At 55.4% G+C, this 17,351-nt stretch carries 17 protein-coding genes and 1 tRNA gene; 11 read left to right on the top strand and 7 right to left on the bottom strand.

Annotated elements, in window-relative coordinates; all coding sequences use genetic code 11:
* The 5 genes from VKV18_RS01420 to VKV18_RS01400 form a co-directional block, all read right to left on the bottom strand.
* Positions 1–91: transfer RNA gene (locus tag VKV18_RS01420), tRNA-Ser, on the bottom strand.
* Positions 92–228: 137 nt separating this feature from the next.
* Positions 229–2,214 (bottom strand): SPFH domain-containing protein, encoded by a 1,986-nt coding sequence (locus tag VKV18_RS01415; RefSeq protein ID WP_324202443.1) that lies wholly within the window; start codon positions 2,212–2,214, stop codon positions 229–231.
* A 267-nt stretch (positions 2,215–2,481) separates the two neighbouring features.
* Positions 2,482–3,327 (bottom strand): hypothetical protein, encoded by an 846-nt coding sequence (locus VKV18_RS01410; RefSeq protein ID WP_324202442.1) that lies wholly within the window; start codon positions 3,325–3,327, stop codon positions 2,482–2,484.
* A gap of 125 nt (positions 3,328–3,452) precedes the next feature.
* A complete protein-coding gene (locus VKV18_RS01405; RefSeq protein WP_324202441.1) occupies positions 3,453–4,244 on the bottom strand; it encodes an SDR family oxidoreductase in 792 nt (263 codons plus the stop codon).
* 92 nt (positions 4,245–4,336) lie between these two features.
* Positions 4,337–5,134: a phytanoyl-CoA dioxygenase family protein gene (locus VKV18_RS01400; protein ID WP_324202440.1), complete on the bottom strand. Its 798-nt coding sequence runs from the start codon at positions 5,132–5,134 to the stop codon at positions 4,337–4,339.
* A 162-nt stretch (positions 5,135–5,296) separates the two neighbouring features.
* On the opposite strand from VKV18_RS01400, the gene VKV18_RS01395 reads away from it, so the two are divergent.
* The 3 genes from VKV18_RS01395 (at position 5,297) to VKV18_RS01385 (ending at position 8,768) form a co-directional block, all read left to right on the top strand.
* The gene (locus VKV18_RS01395; RefSeq protein WP_324202439.1) at positions 5,297–5,956 is read left to right on the top strand and encodes a hypothetical protein; all 660 of its coding nucleotides are present in this window, start codon (positions 5,297–5,299) and stop codon (positions 5,954–5,956) included.
* A gap of 240 nt (positions 5,957–6,196) precedes the next feature.
* Positions 6,197–7,987: a helix-turn-helix transcriptional regulator gene (locus tag VKV18_RS01390; RefSeq protein WP_324202438.1), complete on the top strand. Its 1,791-nt coding sequence runs from the start codon at positions 6,197–6,199 to the stop codon at positions 7,985–7,987.
* Between the two features lie 13 nt (positions 7,988–8,000).
* Positions 8,001–8,768 (top strand): carboxypeptidase-like regulatory domain-containing protein, encoded by a 768-nt coding sequence (locus VKV18_RS01385; RefSeq protein WP_324202437.1) that lies wholly within the window; start codon positions 8,001–8,003, stop codon positions 8,766–8,768.
* Between the two features lie 32 nt (positions 8,769–8,800).
* On the opposite strand, the gene VKV18_RS01380 is transcribed toward VKV18_RS01385, so the two are convergent.
* Entirely contained in the window at positions 8,801–10,768 is a 1,968-nt protein-coding gene (locus VKV18_RS01380; RefSeq protein ID WP_324202436.1) for a polysaccharide lyase family protein, read from the bottom strand.
* Positions 10,769–10,992: 224 nt separating this feature from the next.
* Between VKV18_RS01380 and VKV18_RS01375 the strand changes: the two genes are divergently transcribed.
* From VKV18_RS01375 to VKV18_RS01340, 8 genes are all read left to right on the top strand, one after another.
* Positions 10,993–11,982: a LacI family DNA-binding transcriptional regulator gene (locus VKV18_RS01375; RefSeq protein WP_324202435.1), complete on the top strand. Its 990-nt coding sequence runs from the start codon at positions 10,993–10,995 to the stop codon at positions 11,980–11,982.
* Between the two features lie 84 nt (positions 11,983–12,066).
* Positions 12,067–12,855, top strand: coding sequence for a type II secretion system protein (locus VKV18_RS01370; RefSeq protein ID WP_324202434.1), 789 nt, complete (start codon positions 12,067–12,069; stop codon positions 12,853–12,855).
* A gap of 78 nt (positions 12,856–12,933) precedes the next feature.
* Positions 12,934–13,140, top strand: coding sequence for a hypothetical protein (locus tag VKV18_RS01365; RefSeq protein ID WP_324202433.1), 207 nt, complete (start codon positions 12,934–12,936; stop codon positions 13,138–13,140).
* A gap of 213 nt (positions 13,141–13,353) precedes the next feature.
* On the top strand, positions 13,354–13,992 hold the full coding sequence (locus tag VKV18_RS01360) for a chemotaxis protein CheC (protein ID WP_324202432.1): 639 nt from the start codon (positions 13,354–13,356) through the stop codon (positions 13,990–13,992).
* Positions 13,985–14,536 carry a chemotaxis protein CheD gene (locus VKV18_RS01355; protein WP_324202431.1) on the top strand — a complete coding sequence of 184 codons (552 nt, stop codon included), beginning with the start codon at positions 13,985–13,987 and terminating at the stop codon, positions 14,534–14,536. The genes VKV18_RS01360 and VKV18_RS01355 overlap by 8 nt, the downstream gene beginning before the upstream one ends.
* 15 nt (positions 14,537–14,551) lie before the next feature.
* Positions 14,552–15,445, top strand: coding sequence for a protein-glutamate O-methyltransferase CheR (locus VKV18_RS01350; RefSeq protein WP_324202430.1), 894 nt, complete (start codon positions 14,552–14,554; stop codon positions 15,443–15,445).
* A 26-nt stretch (positions 15,446–15,471) separates the two neighbouring features.
* Positions 15,472–15,837, top strand: a complete 366-nt coding sequence (locus tag VKV18_RS01345) for a response regulator (protein WP_324199441.1) — start codon at positions 15,472–15,474, stop codon at positions 15,835–15,837.
* A 42-nt stretch (positions 15,838–15,879) separates the two neighbouring features.
* On the top strand, positions 15,880–16,341 hold the full coding sequence (locus tag VKV18_RS01340; RefSeq protein ID WP_016483865.1) for a chemotaxis protein CheX: 462 nt from the start codon (positions 15,880–15,882) through the stop codon (positions 16,339–16,341).
* Between the two features lie 70 nt (positions 16,342–16,411).
* Here the strand turns inward: VKV18_RS01340 and VKV18_RS01335 are convergent.
* Positions 16,412–17,351 (bottom strand): DUF4982 domain-containing protein (locus VKV18_RS01335; protein ID WP_324202429.1); only part of this gene is annotated, 940 nt, incomplete at its 5' end.

Raw genomic sequence — 17,351 nt, 5'->3', positions numbered from 1 at the left:
GGAGAGACCGGGATTCGAACCCGGGGTAGGGGCAATACGCCCCTACAACTGATTAGCAGTCAGCCGCTTTCGACCACTCAGCCATCTCTCCGTACGTGCTTTTATATTGTATCACAATCCACAGAAAATTGCAAACTCCGTTTTGGAGAAACCGTCAACCTATTCCTCCTAAGATAAGGGACGTTTGTGGTTATTTTGAATTGACCGATCGAGAAGACCGGTAATTTGTTAGGGCGTATGGGGTGTCTTTTCCGCTTTTTTTGCCTCCTCGTTCTTCCCCTGCCCCGCGTTTTGCGCGGCTATGGCCGCTTGAAGCGCTTTGAGAAAATCGGGGTTGGACGCTAAAGACTCCGCCAGCGACGTTATGTCCAGAGATTGGGCGCCATCGGCTCCGAGCTTCGTCAACGCGGGTTTTAGAAGCTGCCCCAGCTGTGCGGTGAGTTGGGAAAGCCCATCGCTGCCGTCCTTTCCGCTGCCGTTGAGGAAACTCTCTATCATGGTACGCAACCCGAAACCTTTTGCCATGTTATCGAGCATCACAGTGGCCGTCTCCGGCGTACCATAGAGGGTCATATGCCCGTTTGCTAAGAAGTTGGCCAGTGCCTTAGCGAACTCGATCTGCACGTCACGCTCCGCCTGAATGGTAAGCTTTTGCACCTCAAGCCGAATACCGGCTTCGGCAAACTCCTGGCGGTTTTGGAGCTGCTGCCGCTCCACCTCCACCTTGGCCTGTTCCACATTCACCTGCTCACGGGCTACATCTACCGACACCATCTGCAGCGCGCGTTCGCCACGCGCGGCAAGCTCTTTGGCCTGTGCTTCAGCCTCGGCAAGCCTCTGTTTCGCCTCCGCCTGTTTCTGCGCCGCTTCCAAGTCTCCCTCGGCCTGCTTCACCCTCATATAGGCCTCGACGTCGGCGTTGGTCTGCGCCTTTAGGCGGCCCTGCTCGATCTCTTGACGCGCTGCGATAAGCTTTTTATTGGCCTCACGTTCGGCCTCCGCCAACTGCACCACGGTGGCTACCTGTTGGTTGGCTTTCTCTTTCTCGGCAGCCGCGCGCAGAGCCTCTTCTTCAGCGCGTGCCCGCTCGGCTTCTTTCTGTGCCAGCGCGATCTCCTTCTCTCGCTCGGCCAAGGCAATGCTCTTTTCCCGCGCCACGGTCGCCGCCTGCACCTGCTGATCACGGGCGATCTGGGCGGTCTGCACGGTTAACTCCTGCTCGGTGCGCGCCACCTCCACCGCCTTTTGCCGCGCGATCTCCTGCTCTTGCACCAACCGATCTTTTTCAATACGGGCCAGCTCCAACGCCCTCTGTTGGGCGATCAACGCCTCTTGGGCCTCACGGTCTTTTTCCGCCTTGATTTTGGCTATCTCGGTGGCCTGAAGCGCTTCGGCCTCCGCCTGTTGCTTCTCCAACTCCAGAATCTGCTGGCGCGTCTCCACATCCTTTAATTTGCGCGCACGCTCGGCCTCCCGCTCAAGGTTATTCCGCTCAACGGCAGCGGCCGCCGTGATTTCGGTAATTTTTCGCTTGCCCTGGGCATCGAAAACGTTGTTATCACTTAGCTCTGTTGGGTCGGTTTGGTCTAACTCCGAGATCGTCACCGATTCCAACAGCAACCCGTTCGATTCCAGGTCGAGGCGAACATGCTCCTTAACACGCTCGGCGAACTCATCGCGCTTAGTATGGATTTCGAACAGATCCATCTGCGAGGCGATCGCACGAAGGGCGGAGATCAGCTTTTCGCTCACTAACGCCTCTACCGCCTCCGCATCCACACTGTGCTGGCCGAGAGAGCGTGCCGCATTGAGAATGTGCTCTGTATCGGCCTGAACCCGAATGTAGAACTGCGCCATCACGTTGGCACGCAGGTTGTCGCGGGTGATAAGGGCATTTGGGCCTTTTGGATTGACCCCAAGCTTCATGGTCTGTAGGTTGATCTCCAACAGATTATGCAAAAAGGGGATCACGAGGATGCCGCCGTCTAAAACCACCCGACTTCCCCCCATGCCGGTGCGCACAAAGGCAATATCGGCGGTTGTCCGGCGATAAAACGACATGGAGACCATCACCAGACCCACGATCACGAGAACGACACCACCAAAAATCAAAAGGATGCCTGTAGCCCCGTGAATGGGCAGGCCAAAAGCAGACCCTAAGGCCCCCACCAATCCGGTGAGTAGGCCGAGCAAGATGACAAGAAAGCCTATCATATGCGTTATCCTTTCTATGTCGTTGTTTAAACCATGCTCAAAGAGCACAGGCTCTATTCCTGCTTCACTGAGGCCGGTTTCACGCGCGGCTCAAGCCCCATGCCAGAGCCTGCCTCTCTACAGGCGCCACTTCGATGTTTCCGTAATGGATAGGCATAAGGCCTACCCTACTTCGTTTAAATATTCAGTTTAAATATTCAGCCAGAGGATGGCTCATGAGCGCAGAGAGTATGTCAACAGTTAACAACCTGCGAGGGCGTAGCACGTCTACTCTTTTAACGGAGCAGCAGCCTCCTCCACCAAAAGGCAGCCGTCTGGGGCAATGTCGGTAATTAAAGCCGTTCTTCCTTTCGGGATAACCTCTCCGGCGCGTGCAACACGGCAGCGTTCGTCGTGCAGGGTACCGTAGGCATCGTACACCTGAATTCTACCTTGCGTCTCTGTTGCAGTGAAGGCAATGGTTCCCGTTAAACCCAAAAGATGGTTGCGCGAAACGTCGAGCGACTCCTCTTTGGGAATAAGGCGCACCAGCAGGGCCACGCCGAGCCGCATCCCAAGCAGCCCTCCTAGGAACGCAACAAGCAAGGGCAACACCATTTGAGAAAGCGAGGGATTTTCTATCGGTACAAGATAGTAGCGCGCCCAAAGCCCCAAAAGCCCCCACATGAGACAAAAAAGCTCGAAGAGGATAAGCGGTGAGGCGCTGCCGAACCCCGTGACACGCAAAAGCAGGGGCGAGACCAGCACGGCCGTTTCTTGAGATCGCCCTTGGCCAGGGCCGTGATGCGAAGAGGGATGCGCCTGCAGATGAGGCCAATGCAGATGCTTGATCCCCATTAAGGCGCCGTGATGCTGGTGCCCTATGCCGGTTGGGGCTATAGGGCTAGCCGTCTCTTGATGACTTATGGTATGGCTACCCACACCAGGCCCTGCCGCATGATGCCCCACGGCAGTGCCAACATCGTGAGCATGCCCAAACATTGCATGACCACCGGCATGATGCCCTCCATGATGCCCTAACCGCAGAGAAGCAAGCAACAGCAGCAAAGCGGAAATCGAGAAGGGCAATAGAAAGACGAGCGTTTGCCACTGCAACAAGGATGCGAGTCCCATACCCTTGACCTCTCAAGATCGTTTCTCTTAGATGGCTAATTCTTGAGAGTCTTTCCCATTTCCTTCTATTTTTGTTGACGAGGGACGCTACGAGGCCGTTTCATTATTTTTTTTAATTTTGGCTGCTATGCTGCCGTCCAACCTCCATCAATAACGAGGACTGAGCCGGTCACGAACTCCGATTCGTCGGAAGCAAGGTAAAGTGCCATCGTGGCGATCTCCTCCGGGCGTCCCATACGCCCAATGGGTTGGCGCGCATGCAGTTGGGCGCGTGTCTGCTCGATCTCTCCGGCATGAAAACGCTGCAGGTAGCTTTCTACAAAGGGGGTTTCCACAGTGCCAGGGGCAATAGCATTCACACGAATGCCCTTCTTGGCATAGTCCACGGCCATTTGGCGCGTCATGGCGATCACGGCGCCTTTAGTAGCACAATAGGCGAAGCGTCGCGGGATGCCCACCAGCCCGGCCACCGAGGCGATGTTAATGATGTTCCCTCTACCCTGACGCAGCATTAAAGGAGCCGCATGCTTGCAACCGTGAAAGACACCCAACACATTCACATCCATCAGGCGCGAAAACTCCTCCTCAGGCGTCTCCTCCACGCTGCCCACAAACCCGATACCCGCGTTGTTCACCAAAATGTCGAGTTGTCCGAAGCGCTCGAATGTCTGCTCCAGACCTGCTCGCACGCTCTGTGAACTCGTTACGTCCATCGGCAGGAAAAGCGCCTGCGTCCCTATGCGTTCTGCCACCCCCCGGCCGTTCGTCTCATCCCGATCGGCCACCACCACGCGTGCTCCCTGCTGCGCAAAGAGGAGGGCTATTTGCTCGCCAATGCCCGATCCGGCCCCTGTGACCACGGCCACTTTCTCATCGAGTCGGAATAAAGAGGGTGGTCTCTCTCGTCTTATTCTCAATCGCTCGCCTCCACTACCGTTCTGTAAAAACGCTTCCCCGCCTCTCCTTCCCTCCACCGGAAGGAAAGCGTGTTTTAGGAAACGCACAAACTCTAAGCTGTTGCCGACGACATCATGGCCTCCCATTGACGACGCCCTACCTCTTTAATGCGCGCATCGTCCCATTTTTCAAGGGGGGAGTAGTTGGGATACCACCCCGGTTTGAACGGGTCGTTGCGGGCCGCATTGTAACAGCAGAGAAAAGTCCACCGAGGGTGTGGACTTCTATTGGCATCGGAGCGATGAAGCAAGTTACAATGGAAGAACACCCCATCTCCCGGTGCCAACTCGCAGTAGACCAGCTCAAGGCGCTGTAAGGCCGCCTCAACGCGCTCTCTATCTGCCCCTGTCTGGTCACCAACTCGGCCGTGGTCGAGCCGTCCTAAATGGTGGGAGCCTCGAATAACCTGCAGACAACCATTCTCTTTGGTACAGGGGTCTACGGCGATCTGCACGCTGGCCATGTAGGGGAAGAGGCAGTTGTCGTTGTACCAATACCCATAGTCCTGATGCCACTCCCAAGCCCCGCCTTCAAACGGCTCTTTCATGGTCATCTTATGGTGCCAGTGGTAGACCTCACCGCCCAAAAGCCGCTCCATGGTGTCCACAATACGCCGCGAACGCGCGATGGCACCGTAGATGTCCTCCCGCAGATCGGTATGCAGGATAATTAAGGCTTTGTTTCCTTCTGCATCTTGCCTTCCACTGCGCTTTTCCAAAATTTCTCGGTCGGCTTTGGCGATTTTACGCAGCAGTTCCGTCTCTTCGGGGTCGAGCAGCTGATGAACAATCAGGTAGCCGTCTCTTTCAAATCGCGCCACATGGTCATCATCAACACGGAAGTAGCTCATCGGGCAGCACCTCCCCATGTTTTTTGTAGATTTCGCGTTCGGCTCGCTATATCCTGCTTCTGTTTTGCCTCGAACGCACCTATGAGCGGCCATCCGCACCCTCCCTCTCGCAATGGAGGGCTGGTAAAATACCTTTAGGAAAGAGGGAGGGGAAAAGAGGCTATGGATTATTCGGCCATGCTAGAAACCGTTGGTCAACGGCTGCGCGCCGATTTCGAGGCAAAAAACCAGGCGCGAGAGGAGACGTTGCGTCTATGCCGAGAGATCATTCAATACACATCGCGCGCAACCCGTGCCGTCCATCGAAAAGAGTTCGACGCCACAAAACAGCTTATTCAGGAGGCGCGTGAAAAGCTCTTTGCCGCTCACACCCTGCTCAAACCCTATCCCGATCTCTTCTATTCGGGCTACATCCACGACGCGCAAAAGGAGTATGTTGAGGCCGAAGCCATGCTCGCCATCGTGATGGAAACCCCTCTTCCCACTCCGGAAGAGCTTGGCGTAGAATCGGCGGCTTACCTTCACGGCCTCGCGGAAGCCGCCAGCGAGAGCCGTCGGTATCTTCTCGATAGCCTTCGCAGAGACCAGCTCGATATTGCAAGCCGAGTGCTCGACTCGATGGAGGCCATTTACGATCTGCTCATCACCTTCGACTTTCCCGATGCGCTCACGGAGGGTTTACGTCGTTCCGTAGATAACCTTCGTGCCGTGCTTGAAAGAAGCAGAGCCGATCTCACGCTCACTTTTACCCAAAATCGCCTTCGCACCTCTCTAGAGCAGGCCATGCAGAACGGGTTTGGAACACAAACAACAGAAACGTAGTCAAAGAAAGTGCGTGATCTCCTTTCTGAAGTGTTAGCCGTCTGGCAAGCCGCCTCCGTGGCCCTGGAACGTTTTGCGGAGGCGGCCTTTTTATTTTGCGCTTTGTTGACAGCGCCAATCTGTTTGTGTTATGATATAGGTGTTAGTGATCTCTCCCTAAGTTTAGCATGAACATTGTAAATTTTTGATGGCCATCCGGCCCCCCGCTCCCCCGCTGGCCTTGTGAATTGAAGGCTTGGCATGGACTTAAGAACACGCGAGGGTAGACGCGAACAGGGCAAACGCCTACAGCAGGCTGTGGAACGCGCGGGGCTAACGGTAGAGGAGTTGGCCAACCGCTTGGGTTGTTCGCGCGCCCTCATCTATCAATATGTATCCGGCAGCACCTTGGCGCAACCCGACCGGCTTCAGCAGATCGCGGCCATCTGCAACGTGCCTCTTACCTACTTCTACGCCGATACGGTGGAGGCTCTTGAAGAGAAGCCCGAACCGACTCAAGAGCCTATCGCCATACGGCTAGCCGAAAGCCTTCGCGCTCTCCAAGAGCTGGCTGCCGCACAGGCAGGCCCTCCCGACCAGCGTGCTCTTGTCCTCACCTGTGAACGCATTGTCTCCCTCACCGATCAGCTTGGCGATAGAGCAGCCCAAGTGCGCGCCCAAGAGCAGCTTGGCAACGCCCTGCTTGCCTGCGGCGAAAATCTTCGTGCTGCCGATGCCCTCACCCGCGCCATTGCGCTGGCCTCCGAACTCGGCGATACCCAAACCGAGCTGGCCGCCCGCCAGAGCCTGGGCAAGGCGCTTTGGGGTTTGGGGCGCATCGAAGAGGCTCGTGCGCAGTTTTCCATCGTAGCCAACAGTTCCCTCCCCTCCGCACGCTGGCGCGGCCTGTTGGCCTTGGGCAGCCTTCACGAACAGTTCGGAGAGTTTGCAGAGGCTATGCGATATTTCGAGGAGGCAAACAGCGTTCTCGACAGCCTTGACCAGGGCGATGGCCTTGAGGCGCGCATAGGCCGCCTTTACGTGAATACCAACCAACGCAACGTCTACATGGCCTGTGGCGACTTCGCCAATGCCCGCGCGCTGGCCGAGACCTGCCTCTACGAAGCAGAACAGCTTGGGAATGCCGACCAGCATCTAGAAGCGCGTTTCGACCTCGCTTGGATAGATTTTGCCACCGGCCGATGGAAGGAAGCCTATACCGGTTGGACGGCCACCCTGCAACTCGCCCGCTTTTTAGGCGACCAGCGCAGAGAGACCCTTTCTCGTGCCTGGCTCGGCATCTTCTTTGCAGCGGCCGGCGACTTTAATACGGCCATCCAACACGGCAAAGACGCCTTGGCGCAGGCGCTTTCGCGTGGCGACCGACAAGCGGAACTCTATGCCCAGCTGGCTCTCACCGATGCCTACATAGGGCTTTCAGGGCGGCTTCCGGAGGCGCGCTATCACGTCGCACAAGCCCACGCCGTTGCCGCTTCGGTGCGCTACGCCGGTTCGAGTATCGAGTGTCAACTTCGCTCCACTCGGCTCTCCCTCGCCGAAGGACAAGCGGGCGCTGCCAGAGAGGCTGCCCAGAATGCTTTGAACGACGCCGCAAAACTCGGCGCACGCCATCTCGAAGCGTTGGCACGTGTCCGCCTGGCAGAGGCCCTGCGCCAGCAGAGCAAAGACCCTCAAACGCTGCGCCAAGCGCAAGAACATGCAGAACGCGCCCTCGCCCTGGCCCAAGAGACCGGCTTCCTAGAGGCGACATGGCGGGCGCACCATCTCCTCGCTCTTCTTGGCCTCGATCTCGCAGCCCCTAACCTGCAGGAGGTTGAAGAGCACTGGAATCAGGCTATCCGCCTGCTCAACCAGTTGCGTAGCACCCTTCAAGAAGCTCAACTGCCCGATACCCTTCTCGAAAATGAGGACTGCTTGGCCGTTTATGCCGGCTATGCCAACCTGCTACACAGTCAAAATCGCCGTCAGGAACGAGAAGCCTTCTTGGAACAGACGAGTTGGCCTCCGCTGTTGGATCGTTTAGAGCACTAGAAGGATTTGGACGATGCCCCTTGCCGGTATCCAACAAAACAGGACGTGGAAACGCAGCAAGCTGCAATTGGCGCTCATTTGGAGCGTGATCGCCTTTTTGCTCGATGGCTGCGGCGGAGGCATCAGCTCGTTTACCGGCGGGGGCATTCCACCCGGGCGCAGCGCCGTGCTTGGTCAGGTGATTCAGGCGGCCAACCCCACAGCGCCTGTGCCCGACGCCACGGTCACTATCACCACATCAACGCCCAATGGGCAGTTTCTCTCTTATCGCGTCTATACCGATTCTAATGGGCAGTTCTCCATCAACGGCATTCCTACCGGCAGCGTGGAAAGTCCGGTAACCATTCAGGTACAGCCCAACGATACGTCGCTACAGAGCCAGCACTTCTCCTTCTTATTGGCCAATAATCGCCCTACTCAGCTCGTCATCGCTCTTCTACCGGCCAACTTTAATGCGGCCAATGTGGCCAAAATCACAATAACCCAAGTGTCGAATCCATCCGGGAATGTCCCCCTCTACAAAGCTCAGGTCTACGATGCCCAAGGCAACCTCCTCGCCATCTTTCCTACGCTTATCGTAGATGGAGGGGTCGCTACGCTCAACACAGATGGAACCTTCACCGTGGCCGGAGCTGCCGCCAACATCACGCCACAATCCATCACGGCCACGGTGCCCTCCGATAACATACCGAACCCGCCCACAACAACCTTGCCACTCTCCAACGGAGGCAAGCCCACTCCCGATCCTAACCCGGTCCCGGCAACCTCCTCAGGCCCCTAGAGAGAAGGGCAGACATCCCTCTTTGTCGCTCTTCACCTCGCGTGAGATGGCGGGAGCGAGCGCACTTTCGCTGAAGCGACTCGGCTCGTTGCCACCTCCAGCCGCAGATAGTCGTAAAGCACGCCTTGGGGCCAGTCGCGAGCTTCCAGCTTCAGCTGAATCACGTTTTGGCCGGCATGCAAGAGAGAGGCATCGAACGCGATATCGCGCTCGCACCAGTAGCCCTGAATTCCATCCCGATGCATCACCCCCGAATTAGGAAGCGGCCCGGTGTCCCCAACGACCTTGCCGTTAACGAGCACGCTGATATGGGTTCCCTGCCGACTACCGCAAAACGCCAACCGGAGGTAGGCTTTTCCTTCGAGCGCTTTCGGCAGCGTAAAGAGGATAGACCATACGCTATCGCTGACATGCCAAACCGTGCCCCACTCCGGGTCGCCGTAGATGATGGGCGGCTGGCAGTAGTTCCAATCGCGATGCCAATCGCTTTTCCCTATAACGTACTGAACTCCATGAGGGAACTCTTTAGGGTAGAGATAGTACAACCCCCACTGCCAATAGTGGTCTCCGTGGCGAAACTCTCTCGCCGTTCGGTCTGGCACTCCTATCTCCCAGAGCGGTTGTCCGTAGTATCTCGGCACCCATACCCATCTCCCCAAATGGAGCGTCTCTCCTGGTTTAATGGAGATGTCCGTTTTCTCAAACTCTCCGAGCACACCGGTTGCGAAGGCGTGGAGGGTATAGCGACCCGGCCTAAGGTTTGGTATACGAAAGGAACCGTTGGAGTTTGCCTGAACCCAGAACTGATAGTGGGCCGCATCGCGCTGCCAATCCACCATCGGCGGAAAACCGGCCGGCTGATGCGCCGGATAGTCCGGAGCGGTTAGCCCAACCCACATATCCCGAACTTGCAAATGGGGGTGGTAAAGATCGTGCACCACGATCTGGCCGTCAGCAGCACCGCGCTGAGAGGCCGAAGGATAGTTTGGATCGTTCACCCAGTTGTAGGGCCATTTCGCCTTTTCTAACGCCGCCCGATGCAGGGCATCGCGCCACATAGCTTGTGGGGTCGAGCCACTATTTACATAGAGCACGAAAGGCCCTACAAACTTCGTCCAATCCTGTCCTTGATCTATGGCGAGCCAACTCCCGCCGTAGTGGCTGCTAAGCCACATATTCAACAGCACCGTGTCTACATGGCCGGTTAGCTCCGGTCGTGTTGGCCCTCCACTGAGATATTCGAAGCTCGGATTGATCATCCAAAAGCCCACCCTATCGTGCGTGCTTGCCCATCCATAAGCCGGCGTTTGGTAGAGCACGGCGGCATAATCGTACTTATGTTCCACCTCGCCGGCTCGCACACCCGTTGTTAGGCGCCGCGCCTCTTTCAGGTTCAGCTGAATGCCGTGGTCCCAATCGTAACCGGTGGCCATCCGCTGCTGGCGTCGAGCATCTACCACCAAAAAGTCGAAAACGGCAGGGTTTAGCTTAAGACACATCCTCGCCTCGCCAACCGAAAAGGATGGGTAGCTTGCCGGGTGATGCCACAGGGCACTTGCGTACAGCCAGGAGGCCCCTCGAAACAGGGTATAGCGCCACTCCACATCAACCGGCAACTGATCGGATGGGTTTTGTGGGTCATAGAGGGCGCGCACGGCCACCTCCACCTCGGCACCGTGCGAGGCAGCCGGGCTGACACGCACCAAGGCCATGCGTTTAGCCCCAAAATGGCGGGTGCTCCCCACCTGCGACCAATAGCCTTGCCCACGGCTCATCAGCTCCAAGCCTTTATATTTCCAGGAGGTGATATTGCCACTGTACTTATCGATCTGCACCGTAAGGATGCCGTTAGAGAGCACGAACGACCGAGACGTTTCGGAAAGGGTAACCGGCGGGGCTTGCCGAGCCCATGCGGGATGTGCCGGCCACCCCATCAAGGCCACCATCGTCCCCGTCGGCACGATTCGACAGAGCCTTCGCAGAGAACATAGAAAAAACATGCTTGCGTCCATCCTTCCTAAAAAGCATCTTCTCCCTTTTCTAAAGACGAGCTTCTCGTCTAGGAGTTCTAGTTTAATTGCTGTTCTCTTTCAAACACACTCGCTCCTTCCTAAAACAGCCAATGACGGCACAGAACACAAAAGACTTGACAAGTAGCAGCAGATTTGTTATAATGTTACCGTGTGCGGTTTACCGTGTGTGTTTCGAATAAAGAAGCTTAGAGATGCGAAAAACGATTCGTGATATTGCGAAAGAGCTGAACCTATCGCATACGACCGTCTCACGTGTGCTGAATAACCGGACGGATTTCATATCCGAGCGCACCCGACAACGCGTACTAAAAGCTATAAAAAATGCTGGTTATCAACCGAATTTGGCCGCTCGGGCACTGGTAACAGGACGCACAAACCTCATTGCTTTTTGGAGTAGATATCTGCATACCCCATTCCAAGTAAGAGTGGTTCAGGCACTCTTTACCCAACTTAAGGCAGACAATTATGAACTGCTCATCCGTAGTGTTCCGGAAGATACCGATAGTGAACTTAGCCCGCCTCGCTTAGAGTTTCCTACCGACGGGGTGATCGCATTTGAAACCGCCTATCCTCTTCTATGGAGAACAAATGCAACGAACTCCTGTTCTCCCATCGTTAGTTTAGGAGCCTACTACTGTGAAGAGGTAGACCATGTTGGAGTCGATCTCTTCTACGGAGCCTCTTTAGCCCTGAACCATCTTTATGAGGTAGGATGTCGCCGTATCGCATACCTGCTCGACCAAGCCAGCAATCGCCCGGGAGATGCACGGCTAGAAGCTTATCTCACTTTCTGCCGAGAAAGTGGCCTTCAAGCAGAACAGATCGTTGCTCCGCAGCAAACACGGAGCGATGCTCGCGAAACCCTTAAACACTATATCGAAGCACGGGGTGCTCCTACAGGTCTCTTCTGCATTAATGATGAGATGGCAATAGGTGCCTACCGAGCACTACTCGATCTCAAACTAAGCGTACCCGATGATGTAGCCCTCGTAGGCTGCGATGGCATCGAGGACACAGAGTATTTAGACCATCCCTTATCCACCATTGTTCAGCCTATCGAAGAGATGTGTCGCATCGGCTGGCAGTTTCTCCGAACCAGAATACAAAACCCCGATCTGCCTCCTCAACAGCTTGTTCTGCGTCCTCAGCTTGTCGTGAGAGAATCATCGGTAAGGAGGTGATGCATAAGGCCATTTTTGCTTTTTCTCCCTAGCTTTCTCAACTTCTAACTTCAAATTTAATTCAATCTTTAAGGAGGTAACCCTATGAGTTCTCGTCAATCACGTGGTTTCACACTAATTGAACTGCTTGTAGTTATCGCTATTATAGCGATACTGGCAGCGATCCTCTTTCCAGTCTTTGCTCAGGCGCGTACCAAAGCGCGTCAGGCAAGCGATATGAGTAATCTGAAGCAGATCGGCCTCGCGCTCCTAATGTATTCCCAAGATTATGACGAGCACCTATTGGGAATCGGATTACCCTACAACGATCCACGATGTAGCCCAGGCCCATGGGTCTATTGGCCTGCACTGCTTCAACCCTATGCCAAAAACACCCAAATATTCCTTTCACCCCAATTTCAAGTTGCCTACAATGCCAACGCGCCATGGGTTTGCAAACAACTCAACATTAACCTGAGCCCAGATGGAAACACCCTCTATTTTAGCTATATGCTTAATGGAGTATCCAACTGGTACTTCACGCCGTGGTTAGATAATAACCCTAATGCGCACTATGGCATCGTATGGTGGATGAATCCGAGCGATGCTATGCTGGCTGTGCCATCGGATACCATCTATGTTATCAATGGGCATTGTCCCGATTCGTGGCAGGATGGACATCTAGACTATCCTCTCTATCGCAATCTAAATACATGGACGTGTACCGGTACCGACTGGAGTTCCAAAGACCCCAATATTCAGGGTTTCTTTAACTCTCGCCAAAACGTGCTCTTCACCGATGGACACGTTAGCACCCGACAGTGGGGTTCAACCTGTCCTAACGAATGGACGGTACAAGACGACGCTTCTGTTGATCCATTCTGCCACCATTAGAATCTGCTTGGATATCGTAGGGGGATGGCGCATTTCATCCCCCTAAAATTTTCTAGATAAGAGAAAGGCGATAGAGCTATGATGAAAAAAGAGATATCCCCGGCCTTGGTCGTGGCTGTTATCGTAGTTGTGGTTATCATTGTAGGTGCTTACTTCGCAGTGCACCTGTTTAGCGGCCCCAAAATCATCAGCGGCACACCGCCGCCTACTGTGCACATGGGCCCCCCACCCACCCCTCCCGGGTTTCAATATGGAGGCCAAAATTCAAAGCCTCCCCTACGATAACTTTCCACACGCACACGATAGCCTGAAACCGAGAGAGTGTCTCTTGCTCTCTCGGTTGACTTATTCTTTATTTCTAATGCTCCTCTTGAATTTCGCCAACCATCACGAGTCCCTCGCAAAGCTACCGGATTTTAGTCAAAAATCCGAGTTTTCCCTAGAAAGACCCTCAATGAGAGGGCGGCTTGGGCCGAAAATTTCGCCGGAGTGAGCGCAATGAACCCGACCTGTCTAAAACTAACATCCGAACAGATTGATGCCATCCGCGAGATCGCCAATATCGGAACGGGGCACGCGGCAACGGCGCTTGCGACGCTCACCGACTGGCGCATCGGCATGCATGTGCCGCGTGTGGATATCGTGCCGCTTTCTCATTTCATCGAGATCGTCTGCGGGCCGGAGACCGAGGCCATCGGCATCTATTTGGCCGTAGAGGGCGATGCCCCTGGGCACGTCGCCTTTCTGCTATCTCAAGAAGGGGCCCTGCGCATGGCCGATAGGCTCTTGGGGCTACCGCCTGGCACCACAAAGACTTTAGGAGAACTAGAGTGCTCCGCCCTCATGGAACTGGGCAACATCATCGTCTCCTCGTTCCTTGTTGCCATCGGTGAACTTACCGGCCTAACTCTGTTCACCACCCCACCGGCGCTCGCCTGCGATGCCACCGCCAGCATCCTCTCCAGCCTAGCGTCTATGCTGGCCGCGGCAGGAACTCTGCAGAAGGATGCGCTTACCATCGTTACCAATCTGGAACAGGGTGAAAGCGACCTGGAAGGTTTCTTTTTGTATGTTCCGGAATCGAAAAGTTTGTCCACTTTTTTGAACGCCCTCTATGGAGAGCGCCCCATTGGCTGAGAAGATAACGGTAGGAATGGCCGAGGTCAAAATATGCCGCTCAGAAAACTCCATCTTGATCGCTTTGGGCTTAGGCAGTTGTGTCGGCGTCTGCATCTACGACCCCGTCTTGTCTTTGGCCGGCATGGCCCATGTGGTTTTACCGAACCGCACAAATCCGGCGGAGGACGACCCGCGTTACGCCGACATCGCAGTTCCTCAGCTCGTTGAGCTGCTGCAGAAGGAAGGCGCTCTGCGTTCACGCATGCGGGTGGCTTTGGCCGGCGGTGGGCAGATTTTTAAAGGGTTTGGCACCATTAGCAAACTCGACATCGGGCCGCGCAACATAGAGGCCGTGCAGAATCAGCTAGCCCGATTTGGACTGCCCATCGTGGCCGCCGATTTAGGGGGAAATGTGGGTCGAACCCTTCTCTTTTATGGCGATGGGCGCGTCTACGTGCGTCTTCCCGGACAAGAGGAGCGGCTGCTTGCTGCCCTCGGAGCTTCGGAGAAAGCGCCTGCGTGGAAATCTATGAACCCCTCATCGCTGGCAAAGGCGGCGTAAAAAGGAGGCTATGAAATGGCATTCGCAAAGACTTATCTACAAGAACACGACGAGACGGATGCGCGTTGCTTGGAAACTGCGGACTACAGTCAGTTTAAAGCGTGCATCCTTCGAAAAACCGGCATTGACCTGAACCTCTACCGACAGCAGCAGATGCACCGTAGGCTTTGGGGTTTGGTAGAGCGCGCCGGCAAGAAGAGCTTTATGGAGTACTATGCACTGCTTGAACAAGACCCGCAAGAGTACGCTCTGTTTCTCGACCGCCTAACCATCAACGTGTCGGAACTATTTAGAAACCCGGAGAAATGGCAGGAGCTACGCACCCACATCTTGCCCGAACTTTTAGCGCAGGGCGGCCCGCTGCGCGTATGGAGCGCCGGCTGCTCCTACGGGGCCGAACCCTACTCGTTGGCCATTCTGCTGGATCAAATCGCGCCGGAGAGGCCTCATAGGATACTCGCAACCGACTTAGACCGCTCCATTTTAAAGAAGGCGCAGCAAGGCCGGTTTACACGCGCCGATGTGCGCCATGTGGAACCTAATATTCTACGCCGCTATTTCGAGGGCACACCAAACGCCAGCCTTCCGGCCGATGCGGATGCCTGCTACACCTTGTGCCCTCGAATTCGCGATCGGGTTACATTTCGCGCTCATAACCTTCTCTGCGACCCCTTTGAAAAAGATTTCGACCTCATCTGCTGTCGAAATGTGGTGATCTACTTCACCGAAGAGGCCAAAGAGACACTTTACCAACGCTTCTACGACGCTCTGAAGCCTGGTGGATACCTTTTTGTGGGCGGATCGGAACGAATTTTTCGCTATCGCGAGATCGGTTTCGATTCCCCCCTGCCCTTCTTTTATCGAAAACGCGGGGACGCCCCCAACCATAAACCCCTCAAACGAACCTAAAGCAAGTTAAGGAGATAGGAATACAGATGGCTAAGAAGATATTAATTGCCGACGATGCGCTTTTCATGCGCGTTACCTTGAAAAACATCTTGGAAAAAAACGGCTACCAGGTCGTTGGCGAGGCCTCGAATGGGCTGGAGTCGCTGGAACTTTACCAAAAAACCAAACCCGACCTCGTGACCATGGATATCACCATGCCCGAGATGGATGGAATAACCGCCGTTCGCGAACTCAAGAAGATAGACCCCCAAGCCAATATCATTATGTGCACGGCCATGGGCCAGAAGCAGATGGTGCTCGAAGCGGTTTCTGCCGGCGCAAAAGACTTTATTGTCAAGCCATTCCAGCCCGATAAGGTGCTGGAGGCCGTACAGAAGATCATCGGTGCCTAAACCCCTAAAAGCCAACCAAACTATACGGAGACAAAATAGACCATGAAAGTTCAATATATCAACCCATTCATCTCGGCGGCCTTCCAAGTGCTGGAGATGGTGCTGGGCAGCAAACCCGCGAAAGGCACGCTCTCTATGCGCCCGTCCATCTTCACAAGCCAACAGTGCAACATCATCACCGGCGTTACCGGCAAGGTAGAGGGGCAGGTGATCTACGGTATGAGCCTTATCACGGCGGATAAGATCGCCTCGCATATGCTAGGCCAACCGGTAAGGACGTTCGACCAACTTGCGGCAAGCGCCATTGCCGAGCTAGGCAATATGGTTACCGGCAACGCCGCTACCCTCCTGGCCGAAGCCGGCTTTCCGTGCAACATCACGCCCCCCACCATCGTGCGCGGCACCAACGTGAAGATGACCACCCTCGATATTCCCGCCCTTGTAGTGCCCCTCTGCACCGATTTCGGCGAGATCGAGATCACCGTCAGCTTACAAGAAAGCTAGCCTCGCCGCCTTCCTGGCGAGTGCCTACCGACGAGGAAAGGCTCCAAGACGAGCCTTTCCTCGTTTCTGCTTAGCGCACCGCCTCCAAACGGAGATGCGCCGAACGCAGCCCCTCGGAGGTCGCCTCCACCTCAATGGCGCCGGGGCGATTGCCGGCGCGCACCACCAACAAACAAAGCCCGTTGAACGCGCGACGGTAGTCGGCCTGGTCCGGCTCGTGGTCGCTTGGGTCGCCGTTCCCCACTCCGGCGATGCTTCCGGCCCCAAGCACCCGAAAATGAACCAGATTATCGGCGGTAGGAACCACGCGCCCCTGAGCATCCACAATCGCCACTTCCACCATACCTACCTCCTCACCGTCCGCCTTTATGGTGGGTGTGGAGGTGGTAAGACGAATGGCCGCAGGCGGCCCTGTGGTCTCTACCCGATCCGTAGCGACGACCCGCCCATCCCGATAGCCTTTCGCCTCCAGAACGCCCGGCGTATACGGCACATGCCATTCCACATGCCAGTATTTGGGCATCTCCTTTCTACCCAAGCTCTTCCCATTTAAGAACAGCTCCACCGAATCGCAGTTGCTGTAGCACCACACATCTATGGGTTGGCCTTCTTTCCCCTGCCAGTTCCAATGGGGAAACAGGTGAACGAGCGGATGTTCCTGATCCCACCATGCCTTATAGTAGTAGTAATCGTCTTTTGGAAAGCCGCATAGATCCATCAGGCCGAAATGGGAGTTGACACAGGGCCAGGCGTAAGGCGAGGGTTCGCCTTTGTAGTCGAACCCCGTCCACACGAATCCACCAGCCACAAAAGGATGGGTGGCTACGCTTTTCCAGGTGCCCTCGACGTTGTTATAGGCGCTCACGTAACCCTTTTCGGGATCGTTTGCGTAGATGCCTCTATCGCTTACATCGCTGCCGATCTCGCTGCCGATGATGGGGAAATCGGGATGCGACTCGTGAAAAGAGTCGTACACCCCATACGAGTAGTTGATGCCCTGCACATCCAGC

The sequence above is a fragment of the Chthonomonas sp. genome (assembly GCF_035294505.1).
Lineage (GTDB): Bacteria > Armatimonadota > Chthonomonadetes > Chthonomonadales > Chthonomonadaceae > Chthonomonas.
The sequence above is the reverse complement of the archived record's forward strand: the minus strand, read 5'-3'. Positions and strand labels throughout refer to the sequence as shown.

Excerpts from the sequence above, each read along its gene's own strand:
- VKV18_RS01390 (WP_324202438.1), top strand. The coding sequence starts at position 6,197 with ATGGACTTAAGAACACGCGAGGGTAGACGCGAACAGGGCAAACGCCTA.
- VKV18_RS01345 (WP_324199441.1), top strand. The coding sequence starts at position 15,472 with ATGGCTAAGAAGATATTAATTGCCGACGATGCGCTTTTCATGCGCGTT.
- VKV18_RS01400 (WP_324202440.1), bottom strand. The coding sequence starts at position 5,134 with ATGAGCTACTTCCGTGTTGATGATGACCATGTGGCGCGATTTGAAAGA.
- VKV18_RS01340 (WP_016483865.1), top strand. The coding sequence starts at position 15,880 with ATGAAAGTTCAATATATCAACCCATTCATCTCGGCGGCCTTCCAAGTG.
- VKV18_RS01370 (WP_324202434.1), top strand. The coding sequence starts at position 12,067 with ATGAGTTCTCGTCAATCACGTGGTTTCACACTAATTGAACTGCTTGTA.
- VKV18_RS01410 (WP_324202442.1), bottom strand. The coding sequence starts at position 3,327 with ATGGGACTCGCATCCTTGTTGCAGTGGCAAACGCTCGTCTTTCTATTG.
- VKV18_RS01375 (WP_324202435.1), top strand. The coding sequence starts at position 10,993 with ATGCGAAAAACGATTCGTGATATTGCGAAAGAGCTGAACCTATCGCAT.
- VKV18_RS01395 (WP_324202439.1), top strand. The coding sequence starts at position 5,297 with ATGGATTATTCGGCCATGCTAGAAACCGTTGGTCAACGGCTGCGCGCC.
- VKV18_RS01380 (WP_324202436.1), bottom strand. The coding sequence starts at position 10,768 with ATGTTTTTTCTATGTTCTCTGCGAAGGCTCTGTCGAATCGTGCCGACG.
- VKV18_RS01385 (WP_324202437.1), top strand. The coding sequence starts at position 8,001 with ATGCCCCTTGCCGGTATCCAACAAAACAGGACGTGGAAACGCAGCAAG.
- VKV18_RS01360 (WP_324202432.1), top strand. The coding sequence starts at position 13,354 with ATGAACCCGACCTGTCTAAAACTAACATCCGAACAGATTGATGCCATC.
- VKV18_RS01415 (WP_324202443.1), bottom strand. The coding sequence starts at position 2,214 with ATGATAGGCTTTCTTGTCATCTTGCTCGGCCTACTCACCGGATTGGTG.
- VKV18_RS01350 (WP_324202430.1), top strand. The coding sequence starts at position 14,552 with ATGGCATTCGCAAAGACTTATCTACAAGAACACGACGAGACGGATGCG.
- VKV18_RS01365 (WP_324202433.1), top strand. The coding sequence starts at position 12,934 with ATGATGAAAAAAGAGATATCCCCGGCCTTGGTCGTGGCTGTTATCGTA.